Origin of the sequence: Saccharothrix coeruleofusca, from assembly GCF_017876325.1 — a bacterium.
GTDB classification, from domain to species: domain Bacteria; phylum Actinomycetota; class Actinomycetes; order Mycobacteriales; family Pseudonocardiaceae; genus Actinosynnema; species Actinosynnema coeruleofuscum.
Window position 1 is genome coordinate 6,066,573 of sequence record NZ_JAGINV010000001.1, and the last position, 17,043, is coordinate 6,083,615.

The following is a 17,043-nucleotide window of genomic DNA, read 5'->3' on the forward strand; positions in this document are numbered from 1 at the left end:
GACACAGTGAGGTCATGCTGCTGCCCGCGCTGGCTTCCCCGTCCGACCGCACGGCCCTGCGCTTCCCCGACCGGGAACTGACCTACCGGGAGCTGGCCGACGAGGCCCGCGCGGTCGCGCACGGCCTGGTCGGCAGGCGGCGGGTCGCGGTGTGGGCCCGGCCGGACGCCCGGACCTGCGTCGCGGTGGTTGGCGCGCTGCTGGCGGGCGCGGCCGTGGTGCCGCTCAACCCCCGGATCGGCGAGCGCGAGCTGGCGCACATCCTCTCCGACAGCGCCCCCGACCTGGTGATCGACGACGAGCTGCCCGCCGGTGAGCCGGTGGAGCTGCCCGAGCCCGACGGCGAGGTCCCCGCCCTGGTCGTCTACACCTCCGGCACGACCGGGCCGCCCAAGGGCGTGGTGCTGCCGCGCCGCGCGCTGGCGTCCAACCTGGACGCGCTGGCCGCCGCGTGGGAGTGGACCGCCGACGACGTGGTGGTCCACGGGCTGCCGCTGTTCCACGTGCACGGCCTGGTCGTCGGCGTGCTGGGGCCGCTGCGGCGCGGCGGGACCGTGCGCCACCTCGGCTCGTTCAGCGTCGCCGCGGCGGCCGAGGCGCTGGACGAGGGCGGGACGGTGGTGTTCGGCGTGCCGACCATGTACCACCGGATCGCCGCCGCGCCCGAGCACGCCGCGGCGTTCGGCCGCGCCCGGCTGCTGGTGTCCGGGTCGGCGGCGCTGCCCGCGACCGTGCACGAGCGCATCGAGCGGCTCACCGGGCAGCGCGTGGTGGAGCGCTACGGCATGACCGAGACGCTGATGAACACCAGCGTGCGCGCCTCCGGCGACCGCCGCCCCGGCACGGTCGGGCTCCCGCTGGACGGGGTCGAGGTGCGGGTGGTGGCCGAGCCTGGCGAGATCGGCGAGGTCGAGGTGCGCGGGCCGAACCTGTTCCTGGAGTACCTCAACCGGCCCGACGCGACGCGGGAGGCGTTCCGCGACGGCTGGTTCCGCACCGGTGACCTGGCCGTGCTCGAACCCGACGGCTACCTGCGCATCGTCGGTCGCCGCGCCACCGACCTGATCAAGAGCGGCGGCTACAAGATCGGCGCGGGCGAGATCGAGAACGCGCTGCTGGAGCACCCGGCGGTGGCCGAGGTGGCGGTGGTGGGCGAGCCGGACGACGACCTCGGCGAGCGGATCGTGGCGTGGGTGGTGCCCTCGGGCGAGCCCGCGCCCGAAGGTGAGCTCAGCGACCACGTGGCCCGCCTGCTCGCCCCGCACAAGCGGCCCCGCGTCGTGCGGTACGTGGAGTCGCTGCCGCGCAACGAGATGGGCAAGGTGCTCAAGCGGGAACTGCGGTGAACCCGCTGGGCTGGCCCGGCTACGAGGCGCAGCTCGCGCGGGCGCGCGAGCGCACCGGTGGCCCGGAGTCGGTGTCCTGGCGGCGGGAGCAGCACGCGGTGGTGCTCTCCTTCGACTTCCGGTTCCTCGGCGGCTCGGTCGGCACCGCCACCGGCGCGCTCGTCGAGGAGGCGTTCGGCCAGGCCCGCGCGGCCGGGCTGCCGCTGGTGTCGCTGATCGCCACCGGGGGCAGCCGGATGCAGGAGGGGATGCTGTCGCTGCGCCAGCTGCAGCGGGTGGCGCGGCTGTGCGCGGCGCACCGGGCCGCCGGGCTGCCGCACGTGGCGGTGCTGCGCGACCCGACCACCGGCGGGGTGTGGGCGTCGCTGGGCGCGGGCGCGGACGTGGTGCTCGCGCTGCCCGGCGCGCAGGTCGGCTTCGCGGGCAGCCGGGTCCGCCCGGTCGACGACCCGGCCTACACCGCCGAGGGCCAGTTCGCCGCGGGCGCCGTGGACGCGGTCGTGCCGCCGGACGAGCTGGACGCCGTGCTGGCCCGCGTGCTGGACCTGCTCACCCGAGGCGACGCGGTGCCCGCCGAGGTGCCCCGGCCGCTGGGCGCCACCGATCTGCCCGCGACCGGCTGGGACGCGGTGCTGCGGGCCAGGTCCCCGCGACGGCCGCGCGCCGCCGCCTACCTCGACGACTACTTCGACGAGCGGGTCGCGCTCAGCGGCGACCGCGCGGGCGGCGTCGACCCCGGGATGCTGTGCGGGTTGGGGCGGCGCGGCGGGCGGGCCATCGCCTACGCCGCGCAGACCGGCTCGGCCACCACGCCCGCCGGGTTCCGCACCGCGACCAGGCTGATCCGGCTGGCCGAGCGGTTCGCGCTGCCGGTGCTGACCCTGGTGGACACCCCCGGCGCGGCCAACGACCCGGCCGCCGAGCGCGCGGGCGTCGGCTCGGCCATCGCCGGGCTGTTCGCCGCGGTCGCCGAGGCGCGCGTGCCGATCACCACCCTGGTCATCGGCGAGGGCGGCTCGGGCGGGGCGCTCGCGCTGTCCGCGCCCGAGCACACCTGGATCGCGCCCGACGCCTACTTCTCGGTCATCGCCCCGGAACCGGCCGCCGCGATCCTCAAGCGCGACGACGTGCGCGCGCTCGCCGAGGACCTCAAGCTGCGCCCGCAGGACCTGGTCGAGCTGGGCGTGGTGCGGGGGATCGCCGGGGACAGCTCAGCTCGGTAGCTCCCGCTCCGCCCACGCGCCGTGCGGGACCAGGTGCGCCACCCGCACGTCGTCGTCCTGCCGCTCCAGCCGGATCAGCAGGTGGTCCTCGGACAGCCGCTCGGCCACGCCCTCACCCCACTCGACCGCGACCACCGCGTCCACCAGGTCGGTGTCCAGGTCCAGGTCGTCCAGCTCGTCGAGGTGCCCGCCCAGCCGGTAGGCGTCGACGTGCACCAGCGGCACGCCCCGCCCGCCCGGCGCGGGCTCGTGCACCCGCGCGATGACGAACGTCGGCGAGCTGACCCGGCCGGTCACCCCCAGGCCCTCGGCCAGGCCGCGCACCAGCGCCGTCTTGCCCGCGCCCAACGGCCCGGCCAGCAGCAGCAGGTCACCGCCCCGCACCAGCCCGCCCAGCCTGCGCCCGAACCCCTCGGTGTCCGCCACCGTGGGCAGCTTCACGCTCGTCGATACCACCGCCGCCTGCCTCCGCCTCGTTCGGCGGCACTGCGCCGAATCAGACCGATCACGTGCCCGGTCACCACCTCGGGCCGCTCCATCATCACCATGTGGCCCGCGCCGGGCACGCGGACCAGCTCGCCGTGCGGCATCTCCTCGGCCATCCGCTCGGCGTGCGAGAAGGGCGTCAGCTTGTCCGCGTCGCCGCTGATCACCAGCACCTCGCAGTGCTTGAGCCCGGCCAGCGCCTTGTACCGGTCGTGGGTGCCCAGGGTCTCCAGGAACTCGGTCAGCGCCCGCACCGTGACGCCGCCGATCATCCGGTCCATCAGGTCCACCAGCGAGGTGCTGACCGCGCGGTCGCCGAAGGCCAGCAGCCGGATGCCGCTCCAGGTCAGCGTGCCCGCGCGGCGGCGCACCCACTCCACCACGCCCGGCTGGAACCCGGCCAGCCTGCCAACGCCCATGGTCACCGGGTTGTACCGGGACAGCACCGACCTGGGCAGGCCCGCGCCGCCGACCGCGCCCGCCGCGGTGCCCACCAGCGCCACGCCGCGCACCCGCTGGGCGAACAGCTCCGGCCGCTGCTCGGCCAGCGCCATGATCGTCATGCCGCCCATGGAGTGCCCGACCAGCACCAGCGGCCCCTCCGGGGCCATCGCGCGCAGCACCGCGTCCAGGTCCTTCGCGCACTGCTCGATGGTGCTGGACTCGGCGGCCGAGCGGCCGGAGCGGCCGTGGCTGCGCTGGTCGTAGAGCACCTGGCGGACCCTCGGCCCGGTGAGCTCGGCCAGGTCGCGGCGCTGGAAGTGCCAGCAGCGGCGGTCCAGCGCGAACCCGTGCACCAGCACCACGGTCAGCTCCGGCGCGCCGCCGTCGGCCGGGTCGACCTCCTCCACCGACAGCGGCACGCCGTCGTCGGCGGCCACCGTCGACTCGCGGTCGGGCACCAGCCTGCCCAGCGGCTCGTCGGCCAGCGGGTCGATCTCCCGCCGGTCGTGGGAGACCTTCTTGTGGTTGGCGGCCACGCCGACCGCGACGCCCGTGGCGGCGGCCCCCAGCACGCCGCCGACCACGCCGACGGCCTTCCACAGCGTCTTCACCGGTAGGTCCTGGTCACCCTCGGCCGGTACATCCCGGTGACGATCTCGTAGTCGATGGTGCCGGTGGTGTCGGCCCACTCGCGGGCGGTGGGGGCGCCGTGCGCGCCGTCGCCGAACAGCACGACCTCCGCGCCCTCGGCCACCGCGTCGTCACCGCAGTCCACCACCACCTGGTCCATGCAGACCCGGCCGACCACGGGGCGCCGCGCGCCCGCCAGCCACACGTGCATCCGGTTGGACAGCGCGCGCGGCACGCCGTCGGCGTAGCCGACCGGGACCAGCGCCAGCGTGGTGTCGGCCTTGGCGGTCCAGGTGTGCCCGTAGGACACCGACGTGCCCGCGCGCACCCGCTTGGTCAGCACCACCGACGAGCGGAACGTCATCACCGGGCGCAGGTCGTGCTCGACCGGCACCGGGTTGAGCCCGTAGAGGGCGATGCCCGGCCGGACCAGGTCGAAGTGCAGGTCGGGGCGGGTGAGCAGGGCCGCCGAGTTGGCGATGTGCCTGCGCGGCGACAGCCCGGCGGCCACCGCGGCGGCGTGCGCCTCGGCGAACCGGGCGGCCTGCGCGTCGGTGGCCGGGTGGCCCGGTTCGTCGGCGCACGCCAGGTGCGACCACACCGCGCGCACCTCGACCTCGGGCGTGCTCGCGGCGCGCTCGACCAGCGCGGGCCAGTCCTCGGGCGGGCAGCCGTTGCGGGACAGCCCGGTGTCGATCTTCAGGTGCACGGCCGCGCGCCTGCCGGTGCGCCGCGCCGCGTCCACCACCTCGTCCAGGGCGCGCGAGGAGGCCACCGACAGGTCCACCCCCGCCTCCAGCCCTGGGGCGAAGTCGGTGCCCGGCGGGTCCAGCCACGCCAGCACCGGCGCGGTCACGCCCGCCGCGCGCAGCGCCAGCGCCTCGGCCAGCGAGCAGGAGCCCAGCCACGACGCGCCCGCCTCCAGCGCCGCCCTGGCCACCTCCACCGCGCCGTGCCCGTAGCCGTCGGCCTTGACCACGGCCATCACCGCCGCGCCCGGCGCGAGGGCGGCCAGGTAGGCGGTGTTGTGCCGGAGGTTGTCGAGGTCGATCACGACCTCAGCGCGAGGAGCAGCCATAACGCCCCCATGGTGGCACAGCGGGGATCACCCGGACCGCAGTGCCCGGATGGCGTCCGGCACGGCCGCCAGCAGCGCCGAAGCCGGGATGGGCGCGCCGCCGGAGGCCCGCTCGGCGGCCACCGCGTGCAGCCGGGCCGCGCACCCGGCCGCCAGCACCGGGTCCAGCCGCGCCGCCAGCAGCGCGCCGATCAGCCCGGACAGCACGTCGCCCGAGCCCGCGGTGGCCGCCCACGAGCCCGACGCCCGGTTGACCAGCACCCGGCCGTCCGGCCCGGCGACGACCGTGACGTGGCCCTTGAGCAGCACCACGGCGCGGAACTTCTCCGCCGCCCGCCGCGCCGCCGCCACCCGGTCGTGGCCGACCTCGCCCGCCAGCCGCTCGTACTCCCGGTCGTGCGGGGTCAGCACCACCGGGGTGTCCGGGTCGCGCGCGTCCCACAGGTCCGGGTTGTTGGCCAGCATGGTGATCGCGTCCGCGTCCAGGCACACCGGCACGCCCGCCTCCAGCACGGTGCGCAGCACCGCCTCCGCGCTCAGGCCGGTGCCCAGGCCCGGACCCGCCACCCACGCCTGCACCCGGCCCGCGTCGGTGATCGAGCCGGTGCAGATCGCCTCCGGCCAGCGCGCCCGCACCCCGTCGGCCGCCGCGCCCGCGTAGCGCACCATGCCCGAGGTGGCCAGCAGCGCGGCCCCGGTGGCCAGCACCGCCGCGCCGGGGTAGGTCGCCGAACCGGCGGCGACCCCGGTCACGCCCTGGGTGTACTTGTCGTCCTGCGGGCCGGGCACCGGCCAGTGCGCGCCGACCTCCGCGTCGTCCAGCTCGGCCAGGTCCGGGCCCGCCAGCTCCGGGCCCAGCCCGATGTCCACCAGCCGCACCTCGCCGCAGTCGGCCAGCGCGTGCACCGGCTTGAGGCAGCCGAAGGTCACCGTCATCGCGGCGCGCACCGCCGGGCCGGTGATCGCGCCGGTGTCCGGGTCGATGCCGCTGGGCAGGTCCACCGCCAGCACCGGCGCGTCCAGGTGCGCCACGTGCTCGGCGGCGTCGGGCCGCAGCGGGCCGCGCGCGGACAGCCCGACGATGCCGTCCACCACCAGGTCGACCTCGCCCAGCCGGTCCACCACCCGGCCGCCGACCCGGCGGAACGCGGCCAGCCCCTCGGCGTGCGCCTTCTCCGGGGCGAGCAGCACCGCCCGGACCGCGACGCCGCGCCTGCGCAGGTAGTACCCCGCCCACAGCGCGTCGCCGCCGTTGTTGCCCGCGCCCACCAGCAGCCCCACCCGGCGCTTGCCGCCCAGCAGCTCCAGCGCCGCGGTGGCCACGCCGAACGCCGCCCGCCGCATCAGCGACCCGGCGGGCACGCGGGCCATCACCCGCTCCTCGGCCGCCCTGACCCGTGCCGTCGTCCACAGACCCCGCATGGGGATCAAGCCTGCCCTACTCGACGGTGACGGACTTGGCCAGGTTGCGCGGCTTGTCCACGTCGTAGCCGCGGCTGCGGGCGATCTCCGCCGCCAGCACCTGCAGCGGCACCGTGGAGATCAGCGGCTGCAGCAGCGTGGACACCGCGGGCACCTCGATGAGGTGGTCGGCGAACGGCCGCACCGTCTCGTCGCCCTCCTCGGCGATGACGATGGTCCGCGCGCCGCGCGCCTGGATCTCGCTGATGTTGGAGACCAGCTTGGAGTGCAGCACCGCGCGGCCCTTCGGCGAGGGCATCACCACCACGACCGGCAGGCCCTGCTCGATCAGCGCGATCGGACCGTGCTTGAGCTCGCCCGCCGCGAAGCCCTCGGCGTGCATGTACGCCAGCTCCTTGAGCTTGAGCGCGCCCTCCAGGGCCACCGGGTAGCCCACGTGGCGGCCAAGGAACAGCACCGCCTTGGAGTCGGCCAGCTCGCGGCCCAGCGCGCGCACCTGCTCCACCGTGGCCAGCACCCGCTCCACGGCGGCGGGCATGGCCTCCAGCTCCTGGAACTCGCGCGCCACCTCGTCGGGGTACTTGGTGCCGCGCGCCTGCGCCAGCGCCAGGCCCACCAGGTAGTTGGCCGCGATCTGGGCCAGGAACGCCTTGGTCGAGGCCACGCCGATCTCCGGGCCCGCGTGGGTGTAGAGCACCGCGTCGGACTCGCGCGGGATCTGCGCGCCGTTGGTGTTGCACACCGCCAGCACGCGCGCCTTCTGCGCCCGCGCGTGCCGCACCGCCTCCAGCGTGTCGGCGGTCTCCCCGGACTGGGACACCGCCACCACCAGGGTGTCGCGGTCCAGCACCGGGTCGCGGTAGCGGAACTCGCTGGCCAGCTCCACCTCGACGGGCAGCCGCGTCCAGTGCTCGATGGCGTACTTGGCGACCAGGCCGGAGTGGTAGGCCGAGCCGCAAGCCACCACGAACACCTTGTCCACGTCGCGCAGGTCCTGGTCGGACAGCCGCTGCTCGTCCAGCACCACCCGGCCGTCGCGGAAGTGCCCGCGCAGCGTGTTGGCCAGCGCCTCGGGCTGCTCCTCGATCTCCTTGAGCATGAAGTACTCGTGGCCGCCCTTCTCGGCGGCCGACAGGTCCCAGTTGACCGTGAACGGCTTGGCGGCGGCGTCCGCGCCGTCGAAGTCGGTGACCCGGTAGCCGTCCCTGGTGATCACCACCACCTGGTCCTGGCCCAGCTCGACGGCCTCGCGGGTGTGCTCGATGAACGCCGCCACGTCCGAGGCCACGAACGTCTCGCCGACGCCGACGCCGACCACCAGCGGCGAGGAGCGGCGCGCGGCCACCACCAGGTCGGGCTGGTCGGCGTGGGTCACCACGAGGGTGAACGCGCCCTCCAGGCGGCGCACCACGGCGCGCACGCTGGCCGCCAGGTCGCCGCTGGTCTCCCCCTCGGCGTAGGCCATGGCGATCAGGTGCGCGGTGGTCTCGGTGTCGGTGTCGCTGGACATCTCCACGCCCAGCGCCTCCAGCTCGGCGCGCAGCGCGGCGAAGTTCTCGATGATCCCGTTGTGCACCACGGCGACGCGGCCGGTGGCGTCGCGGTGCGGGTGGGAGTTGCGGTCGACCGGGGCGCCGTGCGTGGCCCACCGGGTGTGGCCCATGCCCGCCGTTCCCGCGAAGGACTCGCGGCCGACCTGGTCCAGCAGCTCCTCCAGGTTGGCCAGCCTGCCCGCCTTGCGCTCGACGGCCAGGCCGCCCGCGCCGTCGAGCACCGCGACGCCCGCCGAGTCGTACCCCCGGTACTCCAGCCGCCGCAGCCCGTTCAGGACGACGTCCAGCGCCGGGCGGTGGCCCACGTATCCCACGATTCCGCACACGGGGCACAGCGTAACCAGACCAGGGCGGTGCTTCGACCGCACGTTTGCGCTGGTCACACCCCACTTTGGTGTAGACCAATCGAGGTGTGCGGAGGGAGTGCGCGATCGACTACCGTTGCCCCGGTGAGCGGCATCCCGGCGAAGCAGGTGCTCGACCAGCTCAGCAGGCCCGGCGGGCACCAGGTCCTGCGCGGCGACCTGGCCCTGGTGGGCCTGCCCGGCCTCGTCTACACCCCCGCCTCCGGACTCGGCCTGCCCGCCGTGGCGTTCGGCCACGGCTGGCTGCAGCCGGTGACCCGCTACCGGGCGCTGCTGCGCCACCTGGCCTCGTGGGGCATCGTCGCGGCGGCGCCGGGCACCCAGCGCGGACCGCTGATGTCCGCGCGGCTGCTCGCGGGCAACCTGCGCACCACGCTGGACGTGTGCACCGGCGTGCGGCTGGGCGACGGCGGCATCAGCGTCGACCCCGAGCGGCTGGCGGTCGCGGGCCACTCCATGGGCGGCGGCGCGGCGGTGCTGGCCGCCGCCGAGGACGAGCGGGTGCGCGCGGTGGTCACGCTGGCCGCGACCGAGACCCGTCCGTCCGCACTGGACGCCGCCCGCCGGGTGACCGTCCCCGGCCTGCACCTGGCGGCGGGCGAGGACCGCATCGCCCCGCCGGTCGGGCACGCGGAGGCCATCGCCGAGGCGTGGCAGGGGCCGGTGCAGCTGCGGTCCCTGCCCAAGGCGTCCCACCTGGGCTTCGCCGAGGGCAGGCACTGGAGCGAGCTGCTGCTCGACGGCAAGGGCGAGCGGGACGCGCAGCGGCTGGCCCGCGGCCTGGTGACCGCCTTCCTGCTGCGCGTCCTCAAGGGCGAGCGGCAGTGGGACTCGCTGCTGGACAGCGACGTCAAGGGCGCCGCGCTGACCTACCGGCGCGCGGCGCTGGCCCGCTCCGGCGGGATCAGCGAGGTCTGACCCGCCGGAGCGCCGATCAGGTCAGCCAGCTCTGGGTGCCGAAGTCCTCGTCGTCGTCCACCGGCGCGGGACGCCGCGGCGCGGGCCGGGCGGGCGGCGGCGCGTAGACCGGGGTCGGCGCGGCGGCGGGCGGCGGGGGCGCGTCGTCCTCCTCCGGCCCGAACGCCAGCTCGCCCGAGCTCTGCGGGCGCTCCCACTGCGGCCGCTGCGGCTTCTCCGCCTCCGCCACCAACCGCTGCGACTTCTCCCGCATCCGCGCGCGCTCGGCCGCGAAGCGCTCCTCGCGCTCGCGCGCCTCGGCGGCCAACCGCTCCCGGCTCGCCTGCAGGGTGCCCGCGACCTCGGCGTTGGCCCGCCGGGCGGCGGCGACCCGCTCGTCGAACGCCGCCTGGACCCTCGGGTCGACCTCGATGACGCTCACGGCTACCGGCTCCCCTCATCGCCCAGCACGCCCTGCACCCGGCTCAGGCTCAGGTCGTCGTCGAACAGCGAACCGGTGGTGCGCCACTGGCTCGGGCTGCGCTCGGTGTCCCCGCCCTGCTGCTGACCGCCGCCCGCCATGCCACCGGCCATGCCGCCGCCCATCATCCCGCCGCCCATCATGCCGCCGCCTGCGGGCGAACCACCGGAGTGCGCGCCGTCCTGCATGGACGGCAGGGTCGCGGAGCCGGGCTGGCCCGCCTGCGAGGCGTTGGTGTCGGCCAGGCTCTGGTCGGCCGAGGCCGAGCCGGGGCTGCTCCACGGGCTGTCGCCCGCCCCGCTGTCCGGCTTGCCGCCGAGCACCGAGTCGGCCCCGTCGAAGCCGCCGCCACCGCCGCCGAACAGCGACGCGCCCGACGTGCTGGTGGTGCCCCCGGTGGACGAGGCCGCGAACGCCGAGTCGACCGGGGGCTGACCGAACTGCAACTGTTGGGCGAACTGCTGCTGGCCGAACTGGGCCGGGCCGAACTGCTGCTGCTGCGCGAACTGCTGCTGGCCGAACTGCGGCTGCTCGACGCCGAACGCGGGCGTGGGTGCCGCGGCGGCGGGCGCGGTGAAGCCCGCCGGGGGCTCCGGCCGGAACCCGCTGGTGTCCGCGGCGGGCATCGTCGTCACGGGCGGCTCGGGCTGGAAAACGCCGGAATCCGGCGCGGGCATCGTCGTCACGGGCTGCTCCGGCTGGAACACACCGGAATCCGGCGCGGGCATCGTGGTGAAGGACGGCTCGGCCGCGGCGGGCCGCGACACCGCGTCGTCCATGCCGGGGATGCTCGGCGTGCGGTCCGCCTCGTCCTCGCCGAAGGCCACGCCGTACTCCTCGGGCGTGCCGTCCCCGTTGTCCACCGACAGGGTGATCTCACCGGTGAGCGGGTCGACCTGGGCGGTGATGGCCAGCCCGTCCGCCTCGATCAGCGCCTTGCCGTCCTCACCCGCCTGGATCGGGATCGCGCCACCCGCCGCCGGGGCGGCGCCGGCACCGGGTGCGGCACCGGAGCCGGGTGCGGCACCGGCCGCCGCGGGGGCCGCGCCCGCCAGCGCGCCCGCCAGCGCTGCCCCGCCGCCGTTCTGACCCACCAGGGCGTTGTAGGCGTCGGGGTTCTTGCTGAAGTCGACGTCGTAGGTCTTCGGCTCGCCAGTCGGCGTGTCCACGGTGATCTGGACGTGGCCGTTGGCATCCGGCTCGGTGACCTGGATCTCGTTCTCGCCGCTGCGGATGGTGACGACCTCGGGCTGCTCCTCGCCCTTGAGCCCGTCCGGCTTGGTCTGGTCGTCGGGCTTGCCGTCGCCGTCGAGGTCGTCGGGCTTGCCGTCGCCGTCGGTGTCGCCGGGCACGTCGGGCTTGCCGTCGCCATCCTTGTCCAGCGGGTTCTCCGGCTTGGGGATCTCCGGCGCGCCGCCGCCCCCACCCGGAGTGCCGCCACCACCGCCGGGCGTGCCGCCGCCACCGCCGGGCTGGTCACCACCGCCACCGGGCGGCTGCTTGGCCTTCTCCCGGCCGCCCTGCTCGCCGGTGAACGGCGGCGGGTCGCCGACCTGGCCGAACGGCTTGTCCTTGAGCTGCCCCTCCAACTGGCCGAACATCGTGTCGTAGGTGCTCTGCACACCGGTCTGCACGGCCTGGCAGTACCCGTCGAAGGCCTGCTTCTTGCTGTCGAACTCCTGGCACAGGACCTGCAGCTTCTGCTTGGCCTCCTCCATCAGGCGCTGGCGGACCTCCTTGGCGTGGTCGGCCCACCCCATGAAGTTGCCGATCAGACCGCCCACCGGGCCGCCCACCACGATGCCGATCGCACCGCCCACCAGCATGTCCGGGATGCCGGAGAACCAGTCGCCGAGGCTGAAGTCGCTCTGGTTGATGTCCCCGCGCGCCATCCGGATCTGCTTCTTGGCCTCGTCCACCGACAGGCCGCCGCACTGCTCGGAGTACAGGTCGTGGACGTGCTGGGCGAACTCCTTGACCTGCTGCTGGATGGTGCTCGCGCCCGCGGTGATGGTGCCGGGCGCGCCCTTCGCGTCCTGGATGAAGGCGCCCGCGGTGTTGAGGAACTTGCCGTTGTACTGGTTGGCCGCCTGCGCCGCCTCGCCCTCCCAGGCGCCCAGCGCGTTCCACGCGGTGCCCAGGCCGTTCTCGTGGTTGTCCAGCTCGGCGACCAGCTTGTTGATCTTATCGGCGTCCTCGCGGAACTTGCCGAGGTCGATCTCGCGGACCTCGTCGTAGTTCTTGTAGATCTCGCCGTTGAGGTCGGGCGCGCGGCCGCCGTGGCCCGCCAGCGGCGCCGCCTCCTGGTAGATCGGGATGAACTTCTCGAAGAAGCGCAGTCCGGGGGAACCGGCGTCGAGCAGCTCGTCGGAGGTGCGGAAGTCGCCGGTCTCGTTGAGCACCTTCTGGGTGCTGCCGAGCTCGCGCTCCTCCTTGGCCTTGTTCACCAGCTTGTCGGCGGTCTCGCCCTCCATCGTCCAGGCGCCGTGCCGCACCTCCTGGCCGACGTTGAAGGCCACGCTCGCGCCACCGGTGACGGGAGCCAGCAGCGCGCCGCCCGCGTGCTGCCAGAAACCGGGGTCGTTGGGGACGTCGACGCCGTTGGCCTCCGCGTAGCGGCGCACGTCCTCCTCGCTGCCACCCGCCCCCGCCAGCGCGCGGACCAGCTCCTTCTTGGTGTCCGCGGTGACGTTGGGGTCGTCGAGGAGCTGCTTGATCTCGTTCTGGTCGGCCACGCCCGTCACCCCTTGAACTGGTCGGCGGTGGCGGCTTCGTTGCTCTCGTACGACTTGGCGACGTCGTTGAGCCGCAGGGCCACGTTGCCGGTCTCACGGCCGAAGGTCTCCACGCTCGCCTGCAGGCGGTCGAAGTAGACCTTGTACTTGGTCTCGGTGCCCCGGAACTTGCGCCCGACCTGGCCCGCGCCCACCGCGGGGGTCACGGTGCTCTTCAGCCCGGTGATGTCCGCGCTGTGGTCCTCGTACTGCTTGGCCACGTTCTGCAGCTCGCCCGGCCCTACGCCGAAGCCTGCCATCGCCTCCGCCTCCCCTGGTCCCCGGTCCGACGCTCGGCGGCACCCCTGGGTTCCGCCGGACAGGGTGCCGGCTGCGGAAGCCGCGAGGGGGCCGAACGCCGGATCGCGGTGCCTAAGCAAACACCGGATCACCGCACCGAGGAGACCACACCCGCCAGTCGACGCGCGGCCGACTCGGCCAGCTCGTGGGTCGACGCCTCGACCATCACCCGCACGAGTTGCTCGGTGCCGGAGGGGCGCAGCAGCACCCGGCCGGTGTCGCCCAGCTCCGCGCTGACCGCGGCGACCGCCTCGTTGACCGCCTCGGCCCGCGCCACCGCCGCCTTGTCCGCGACCGTGACGTTGACCAGCACCTGCGGCAGCCGCCGCATCACGCCCGCCAGGTCGGCCAGGGACCTGCCCGTCTCGGCCATCCGCGCCATCAGCCGCAGCGCGGTCAGCAGGCCGTCGCCGGTGGTGGCGTGCGCGGGCAGCACCACGTGCCCGGACTGCTCGCCGCCCAGCGAGTACCCGCCCGCGCGCAGCTCCTCCAGCACGTACCGGTCACCCACCGCGGTCGTGCGCAGGGCGATGCCCGCCTCGCGCATGGCCAGGTGCAGGCCGAGGTTGCTCATCACGGTGGCGACCAGGGTGTCCTCGACCAGCTCGCCGGACTCCTTCATGGCCAGCGCCAGCACCGCCATGATCTGGTCGCCGTCGACGTCGTTGCCCTGCGCGTCCACCGCCAGGCAGCGGTCCGCGTCGCCGTCGTGCGCGATGCCCAGGTCGGCGCCGTGGGCCAGCACGCCCGCGCGCACCTGGTCGAGGTGGGTCGAGCCGCAGCCGTCGTTGATGTTGAGCCCGTCCGGCGCGGTGTGCAGCTCGACCACCTCGGCGCCCGCGCGCCGGTAGGCGTCCGGCGCGGCCACCGAGGCGGCGCCGTTGGCGCAGTCCACCACGACCTTGATGCCGTCCAGCCGGTGCGGCGTGATCTTGAGCAGGTGGTCGACGTAGCGGACCTCCGCGTCCGCGACGTCGCGGACCCGGCCGATCGCCGCGCCGGTGGGGCGGTGCGCGGGGGCGGCCAGCTTCTGCTCGATCTCGTCCTCGACCGCGTCGGGCAGCTTGTGCCCGCCCGCGGCGAACAGCTTCACGCCGTTGTCGGGCATCGGGTTGTGCGAGGCGGAGATCATCACGCCCACGTCCGCGCCCAGCGCGCCCACCAGGTGCGCCACCGCGGGAGTGGGCAGCACGCCGACGCGCAGCACGTCCGCGCCCGCCGAGGCCAACCCGGCCACCACGGCGGCCTCCAGCATCTCGCCGCTGGCCCTCGGGTCCCGGCCGACCACCGCGACCGGGCGGTGCGAGCGGTCGTGCTCGGCGAGCACCCGCGCCGCCGAGGCGGCCACCGACAGGGCGAGTTCCGGGGTCAGGTCGGCGTTCGCGAGACCGCGCACGCCGTCGGTGCCGAACAGCCGGGCCATGATGTGGGCGCCTCCGTGGTCAACCGGGTGATCGATCGCACAATGCACTGCGGGAGCAGCAGTTCGCGTTGAACTGCTGCTCCCGCAGGGTGTTGCTCGCTGGACCGGGTGAGGGTCAGCGCTTGCTGTACTGAGGCGCCTTGCGGGCCTTCTTCAGACCGTACTTCTTCCGCTCCTTGACCCTGGGGTCGCGGGTGAGGAAGCCGGCCTTCTTCAGCACCGGGCGGTCCTCGGAGTCGACCGCCACCAGCGCGCGGGCGATCGCCAGGCGCAGCGCACCGGCCTGGCCGGTGGTGCCGCCGCCGCGCAGGTTGGCCACGACGTCGAAGGTCTCGGGCTTCTCGGTGGTCACCAGGGGCTCGCGGATGAGCTGCTGGTGCACCTTGTTCGGGAAGTACTGCTCCAGCGACTTCCCGTTCAGGGTGAACTTGCCGGTGCCGGGCAGCAGGCGCACCCGGACGATGGCCTCCTTGCGGCGGCCGACGGTCTGCGCCAGGTGGTGGGCGCCGTTCAGCTGGTGCCGCACGACGGGCGCGGCCTCGTCCTGCGCGGCCTCGTCGTCGCCCTCGAAGGTGTCGGCGACGTCGGTCTCGGTGGCCTCCGCCTCGACGGCGTCGAACTCGGCCTCGACGGCCTCAGGGGTGCTCACGGAGTCTTCCTCGGTGTACGGCTCGGTCACTGCGCGACCTTCTTGATCTCGAACGGCTGCGGCTGCTGGGCCGCGTGCGGGTGGTTCGGGCCGGTGTAGACCTTGAGCTTGGCCGCCATGGCCCGGCCGAGGCGGTTCTTGGGCAGCATGCCCTTGATCGCCTTCTCGACCAGCCGGTCCGCACGGGTGTCCAGCACGTCGCCGAAGGACTGCTGGCGCAGGCCGCCGGGGAAGCCGGAGTGCCGGTAGACGAACTCCTGGTCGCGCTTCTTGCCGGTCAGCGCCACCTTGTCCGCGTTGATCACCACGACGAAGTCGCCGGTGTCCACGTGGGGTGCGTAAGTCGGCTTGTGCTTGCCGCGCAGCAGCGTCGCGGCCTGGGTGGCGAGCCGGCCGAGCACCACGTCCTGGGCGTCGATCACGTGCCAGGCGCGGGTCACCTCGCCGGGCTTCGGGCTGTACGTGCGCACGGGTCTACCTCGTCGTCACTTGCGTCTGGGGTCATTGCGGCGGTTGCTCAGGCCGGACCCCAGTGGGCGAAGACCAGAACACTAGGCACGCATGAGCATGCCGAGTACCGCACAACAACGTAGGAAGATACCGGGTCGGTGCCTAGCGGGTCAAAACGGGGCCCGTCAACCGGTGGTGGGACGTACGCGGGCCCCGCGACCGGGGAGGTCGCGGGGCCCGCGAGGGTCACCCGGAAGCGCTGGTCACCAGCGGTTGGTGTTCTTCTGCTCCGCGGCCTGGTAGGCCTCGGTGGCGGCGGCGACGGCCGAGCCGATGGAGGCCAGCACCTGCTGCAGGTCGGCGGCGGAGGTGTCCCACTTGGCCTGGGCCTCCTGGTAGGCGCCCGAGGAGCCACCTTCCCACTGGGCCACGACGGGCGCGATGCGGGACTTCAGCTCGTCGAGCTCGGACTGCACCTTGGCGGCGTGGCCGGAGATGTCGCCCGCGGCGCCGCTCAGCTGCGCGAAGTCAACCTTGATCTGGTCGTTCATGGTCTCCCCTTGGAGGTCTGGTCAGAAAGCGGGAATGGACTGGCAGGTGAAGCGGAGAAATGCGGGAAGTGGATTCCCGGTGAATCAGAAGCCGCCCGCGAGACGCCCGGCGATCTTCGACATCTCCTGCGCCTGCTCCTCTTCCTGCTGGATGTAGGTGACGGCGGTCTCGTCCATCTGACCCGCGATGGCCAGCAGCGCCTCGTTCAGCTTGCGGGCGTCCTCGTTGAAGCGCTCGATCAGCTTGTTGAACGAGTCGGCCGCGGTGCCCACCCACACGCCGGCCAGGCCGTCCACAGTGGACCGCAGCTGGCCCAGGATGCCCTGGACGTTGGCGTTGGTGTTGGTGATGTCCTTCGCAGCCTGCTGCAGCTGCGGAGTTCCGGTTGCGTAACCAGCCATGGGTGCGACCCCCTAGGTCGTAGAGATCAGGCGTGCCGTACTGGGTCCGTACGCCTCTTCCGACGCAGACCTTGCCAGACCGGTTCCCCCGTTGTCGCGGACTTCCGCGAAGTAGTTGCGCTAGTAAATGCCCGCGCCGCGACCGCGAACGTCAGTAGAGGATTCGCGCTTGCGAAAAGTCCTCGTCATCGTCGCTGTTGAGGGGTAGTTGCCCCTTTGGGCCAGCCGGTGGACGAGAACCGAGCGGCGCGACCGGATTTGCATTCGCGCGCGTTTGCTCTTGCGATTCCGCGGGCGGCGCGAGCAGTTCCTCGGCGGCGGGCAGCCGCTCCACCGGCAGCCCCCGCGCGGCCCGGAACCCGGCGGCGACGCGCTGGAGGTCCGCCGAGGTGGCCGCGTGCCGCTCCGCGGGCACCCGCCCGCCCCTGGCGCGCTCGGCCAGCTCCCGGTTGCCACCGCGCAGGGCCGCGGCGCGCGCACCGCCCTCGGCGGCGGCGCGACGGCCCCTGGTCACGGCGGCCTCGACATCGGCGCGGAACCGGGCGAAGGCGTCCTGCGTGCCGGTCATC

Annotated in this window: 17 protein-coding genes; 3 read left to right on the top strand and 14 right to left on the bottom strand. The window is 74.2% G+C overall.

The annotated features are described in order from the left end of the window. The first annotated feature begins 14 nt into the window (after nucleotides 1-14). Complete coding sequence (locus tag JOF41_RS27460; protein ID WP_209622993.1) at nucleotides 15-1,346, top strand: acyl-CoA synthetase; 1,332 nt, start codon at nucleotides 15-17, stop codon at nucleotides 1,344-1,346. Further along, on the top strand, nucleotides 1,343-2,569 hold the full coding sequence (locus tag JOF41_RS27465; protein ID WP_209622994.1) for a carboxyl transferase domain-containing protein: 1,227 nt from the start codon (nucleotides 1,343-1,345) through the stop codon (nucleotides 2,567-2,569). Before JOF41_RS27460 ends, JOF41_RS27465 begins: the two co-directional genes overlap by 4 nt. Here JOF41_RS27465 and tsaE read toward each other — a convergent pair. Genes tsaE through glmS form a run of 5 tightly spaced genes read right to left on the bottom strand, consistent with a single transcriptional unit; the run spans nucleotide 2,558 to nucleotide 8,508 of the window. Next, a complete protein-coding gene (gene tsaE, locus JOF41_RS27470; RefSeq protein ID WP_209623004.1) occupies nucleotides 2,558-3,025 on the bottom strand; it encodes a tRNA (adenosine(37)-N6)-threonylcarbamoyltransferase complex ATPase subunit type 1 TsaE in 468 nt (155 codons plus the stop codon). The two genes, JOF41_RS27465 and tsaE, sit on opposite strands and share 12 nt — an antisense overlap. Next, on the bottom strand, nucleotides 3,007-4,110 hold the full coding sequence (locus tag JOF41_RS27475; RefSeq protein WP_189224188.1) for an alpha/beta fold hydrolase: 1,104 nt from the start codon (nucleotides 4,108-4,110) through the stop codon (nucleotides 3,007-3,009). The genes tsaE and JOF41_RS27475 overlap by 19 nt, the downstream gene beginning before the upstream one ends. Continuing rightward, entirely contained in the window at nucleotides 4,107-5,207 is a 1,101-nt protein-coding gene (alr, locus tag JOF41_RS27480; RefSeq protein WP_209623006.1) for an alanine racemase, read from the bottom strand. Before alr ends, JOF41_RS27475 begins: the two co-directional genes overlap by 4 nt. A gap of 27 nt (nucleotides 5,208-5,234) precedes the next feature. Then, complete coding sequence (locus tag JOF41_RS27485; protein WP_209623008.1) at nucleotides 5,235-6,629, bottom strand: NAD(P)H-hydrate dehydratase; 1,395 nt, start codon at nucleotides 6,627-6,629, stop codon at nucleotides 5,235-5,237. Between the two features lie 16 nt (nucleotides 6,630-6,645). Continuing rightward, the gene (glmS, locus tag JOF41_RS27490; protein ID WP_209623010.1) at nucleotides 6,646-8,508 is read right to left on the bottom strand and encodes a glutamine--fructose-6-phosphate transaminase (isomerizing); all 1,863 of its coding nucleotides are present in this window, start codon (nucleotides 8,506-8,508) and stop codon (nucleotides 6,646-6,648) included. Between the two features lie 123 nt (nucleotides 8,509-8,631). Here glmS and JOF41_RS27495 point away from each other — a divergent pair, with 123 nt between their 5' ends. Continuing rightward, nucleotides 8,632-9,465 (top strand): dienelactone hydrolase family protein, encoded by an 834-nt coding sequence (locus tag JOF41_RS27495; protein ID WP_209623012.1) that lies wholly within the window; start codon nucleotides 8,632-8,634, stop codon nucleotides 9,463-9,465. Between the two features lie 16 nt (nucleotides 9,466-9,481). On the opposite strand, the gene JOF41_RS27500 is transcribed toward JOF41_RS27495, so the two are convergent. The 9 genes from JOF41_RS27500 to JOF41_RS27540 all read right to left on the bottom strand — a co-directional run bounded on the left by JOF41_RS27500 (nucleotide 9,482) and on the right by JOF41_RS27540 (nucleotide 17,042). After that, nucleotides 9,482-9,886, bottom strand: a complete 405-nt coding sequence (locus JOF41_RS27500; RefSeq protein ID WP_189224183.1) for a hypothetical protein — start codon at nucleotides 9,884-9,886, stop codon at nucleotides 9,482-9,484. A gap of 2 nt (nucleotides 9,887-9,888) precedes the next feature. Then, nucleotides 9,889-12,660 carry a hypothetical protein gene (locus tag JOF41_RS27505; RefSeq protein ID WP_209623014.1) on the bottom strand — a complete coding sequence of 924 codons (2,772 nt, stop codon included), beginning with the start codon at nucleotides 12,658-12,660 and terminating at the stop codon, nucleotides 9,889-9,891. 5 nt (nucleotides 12,661-12,665) lie between these two features. Beyond that, on the bottom strand, nucleotides 12,666-12,959 hold the full coding sequence (locus JOF41_RS27510) for a WXG100 family type VII secretion target (protein WP_189224181.1): 294 nt from the start codon (nucleotides 12,957-12,959) through the stop codon (nucleotides 12,666-12,668). 128 nt (nucleotides 12,960-13,087) lie between these two features. Next, nucleotides 13,088-14,422 (bottom strand): phosphoglucosamine mutase, encoded by a 1,335-nt coding sequence (gene glmM / locus JOF41_RS27515; RefSeq protein ID WP_209623016.1) that lies wholly within the window; start codon nucleotides 14,420-14,422, stop codon nucleotides 13,088-13,090. Nucleotides 14,423-14,537: 115 nt separating this feature from the next. Continuing rightward, on the bottom strand, nucleotides 14,538-15,071 hold the full coding sequence (rpsI, locus tag JOF41_RS27520; protein WP_189224179.1) for a 30S ribosomal protein S9: 534 nt from the start codon (nucleotides 15,069-15,071) through the stop codon (nucleotides 14,538-14,540). Between the two features lie 26 nt (nucleotides 15,072-15,097). After that, nucleotides 15,098-15,541: a 50S ribosomal protein L13 gene (gene rplM / locus JOF41_RS27525; RefSeq protein ID WP_189224178.1), complete on the bottom strand. Its 444-nt coding sequence runs from the start codon at nucleotides 15,539-15,541 to the stop codon at nucleotides 15,098-15,100. 243 nt (nucleotides 15,542-15,784) lie between these two features. Further along, nucleotides 15,785-16,072, bottom strand: coding sequence for a WXG100 family type VII secretion target (locus tag JOF41_RS27530; RefSeq protein WP_209623018.1), 288 nt, complete (start codon nucleotides 16,070-16,072; stop codon nucleotides 15,785-15,787). Between the two features lie 84 nt (nucleotides 16,073-16,156). Beyond that, on the bottom strand, nucleotides 16,157-16,474 hold the full coding sequence (locus JOF41_RS27535; RefSeq protein WP_189224176.1) for a WXG100 family type VII secretion target: 318 nt from the start codon (nucleotides 16,472-16,474) through the stop codon (nucleotides 16,157-16,159). Nucleotides 16,475-16,625: 151 nt separating this feature from the next. Beyond that, nucleotides 16,626-17,042 carry a hypothetical protein gene (locus JOF41_RS27540; protein ID WP_189224175.1) on the bottom strand — a complete coding sequence of 139 codons (417 nt, stop codon included), beginning with the start codon at nucleotides 17,040-17,042 and terminating at the stop codon, nucleotides 16,626-16,628. Between the last annotated feature and the right edge of the window lies 1 nt (nucleotide 17,043).

Coding starts and splice junctions, on each gene's coding strand:
- JOF41_RS27460 (WP_209622993.1), top strand. CDS start 15: ATGCTGCTGCCCGCGCTGGCTTCCCCGTCCGACCGCACGGCCCTGCGC.
- alr (WP_209623006.1), bottom strand. CDS start 5,207: ATGGCTGCTCCTCGCGCTGAGGTCGTGATCGACCTCGACAACCTCCGG.
- JOF41_RS27485 (WP_209623008.1), bottom strand. CDS start 6,629: ATGCGGGGTCTGTGGACGACGGCACGGGTCAGGGCGGCCGAGGAGCGG.
- JOF41_RS27510 (WP_189224181.1), bottom strand. CDS start 12,959: ATGGCAGGCTTCGGCGTAGGGCCGGGCGAGCTGCAGAACGTGGCCAAG.
- glmM (WP_209623016.1), bottom strand. CDS start 14,422: ATGGCCCGGCTGTTCGGCACCGACGGCGTGCGCGGTCTCGCGAACGCC.
- JOF41_RS27530 (WP_209623018.1), bottom strand. CDS start 16,072: ATGAACGACCAGATCAAGGTTGACTTCGCGCAGCTGAGCGGCGCCGCG.
- JOF41_RS27535 (WP_189224176.1), bottom strand. CDS start 16,474: ATGGCTGGTTACGCAACCGGAACTCCGCAGCTGCAGCAGGCTGCGAAG.
- JOF41_RS27540 (WP_189224175.1), bottom strand. CDS start 17,042: ATGACCGGCACGCAGGACGCCTTCGCCCGGTTCCGCGCCGATGTCGAG.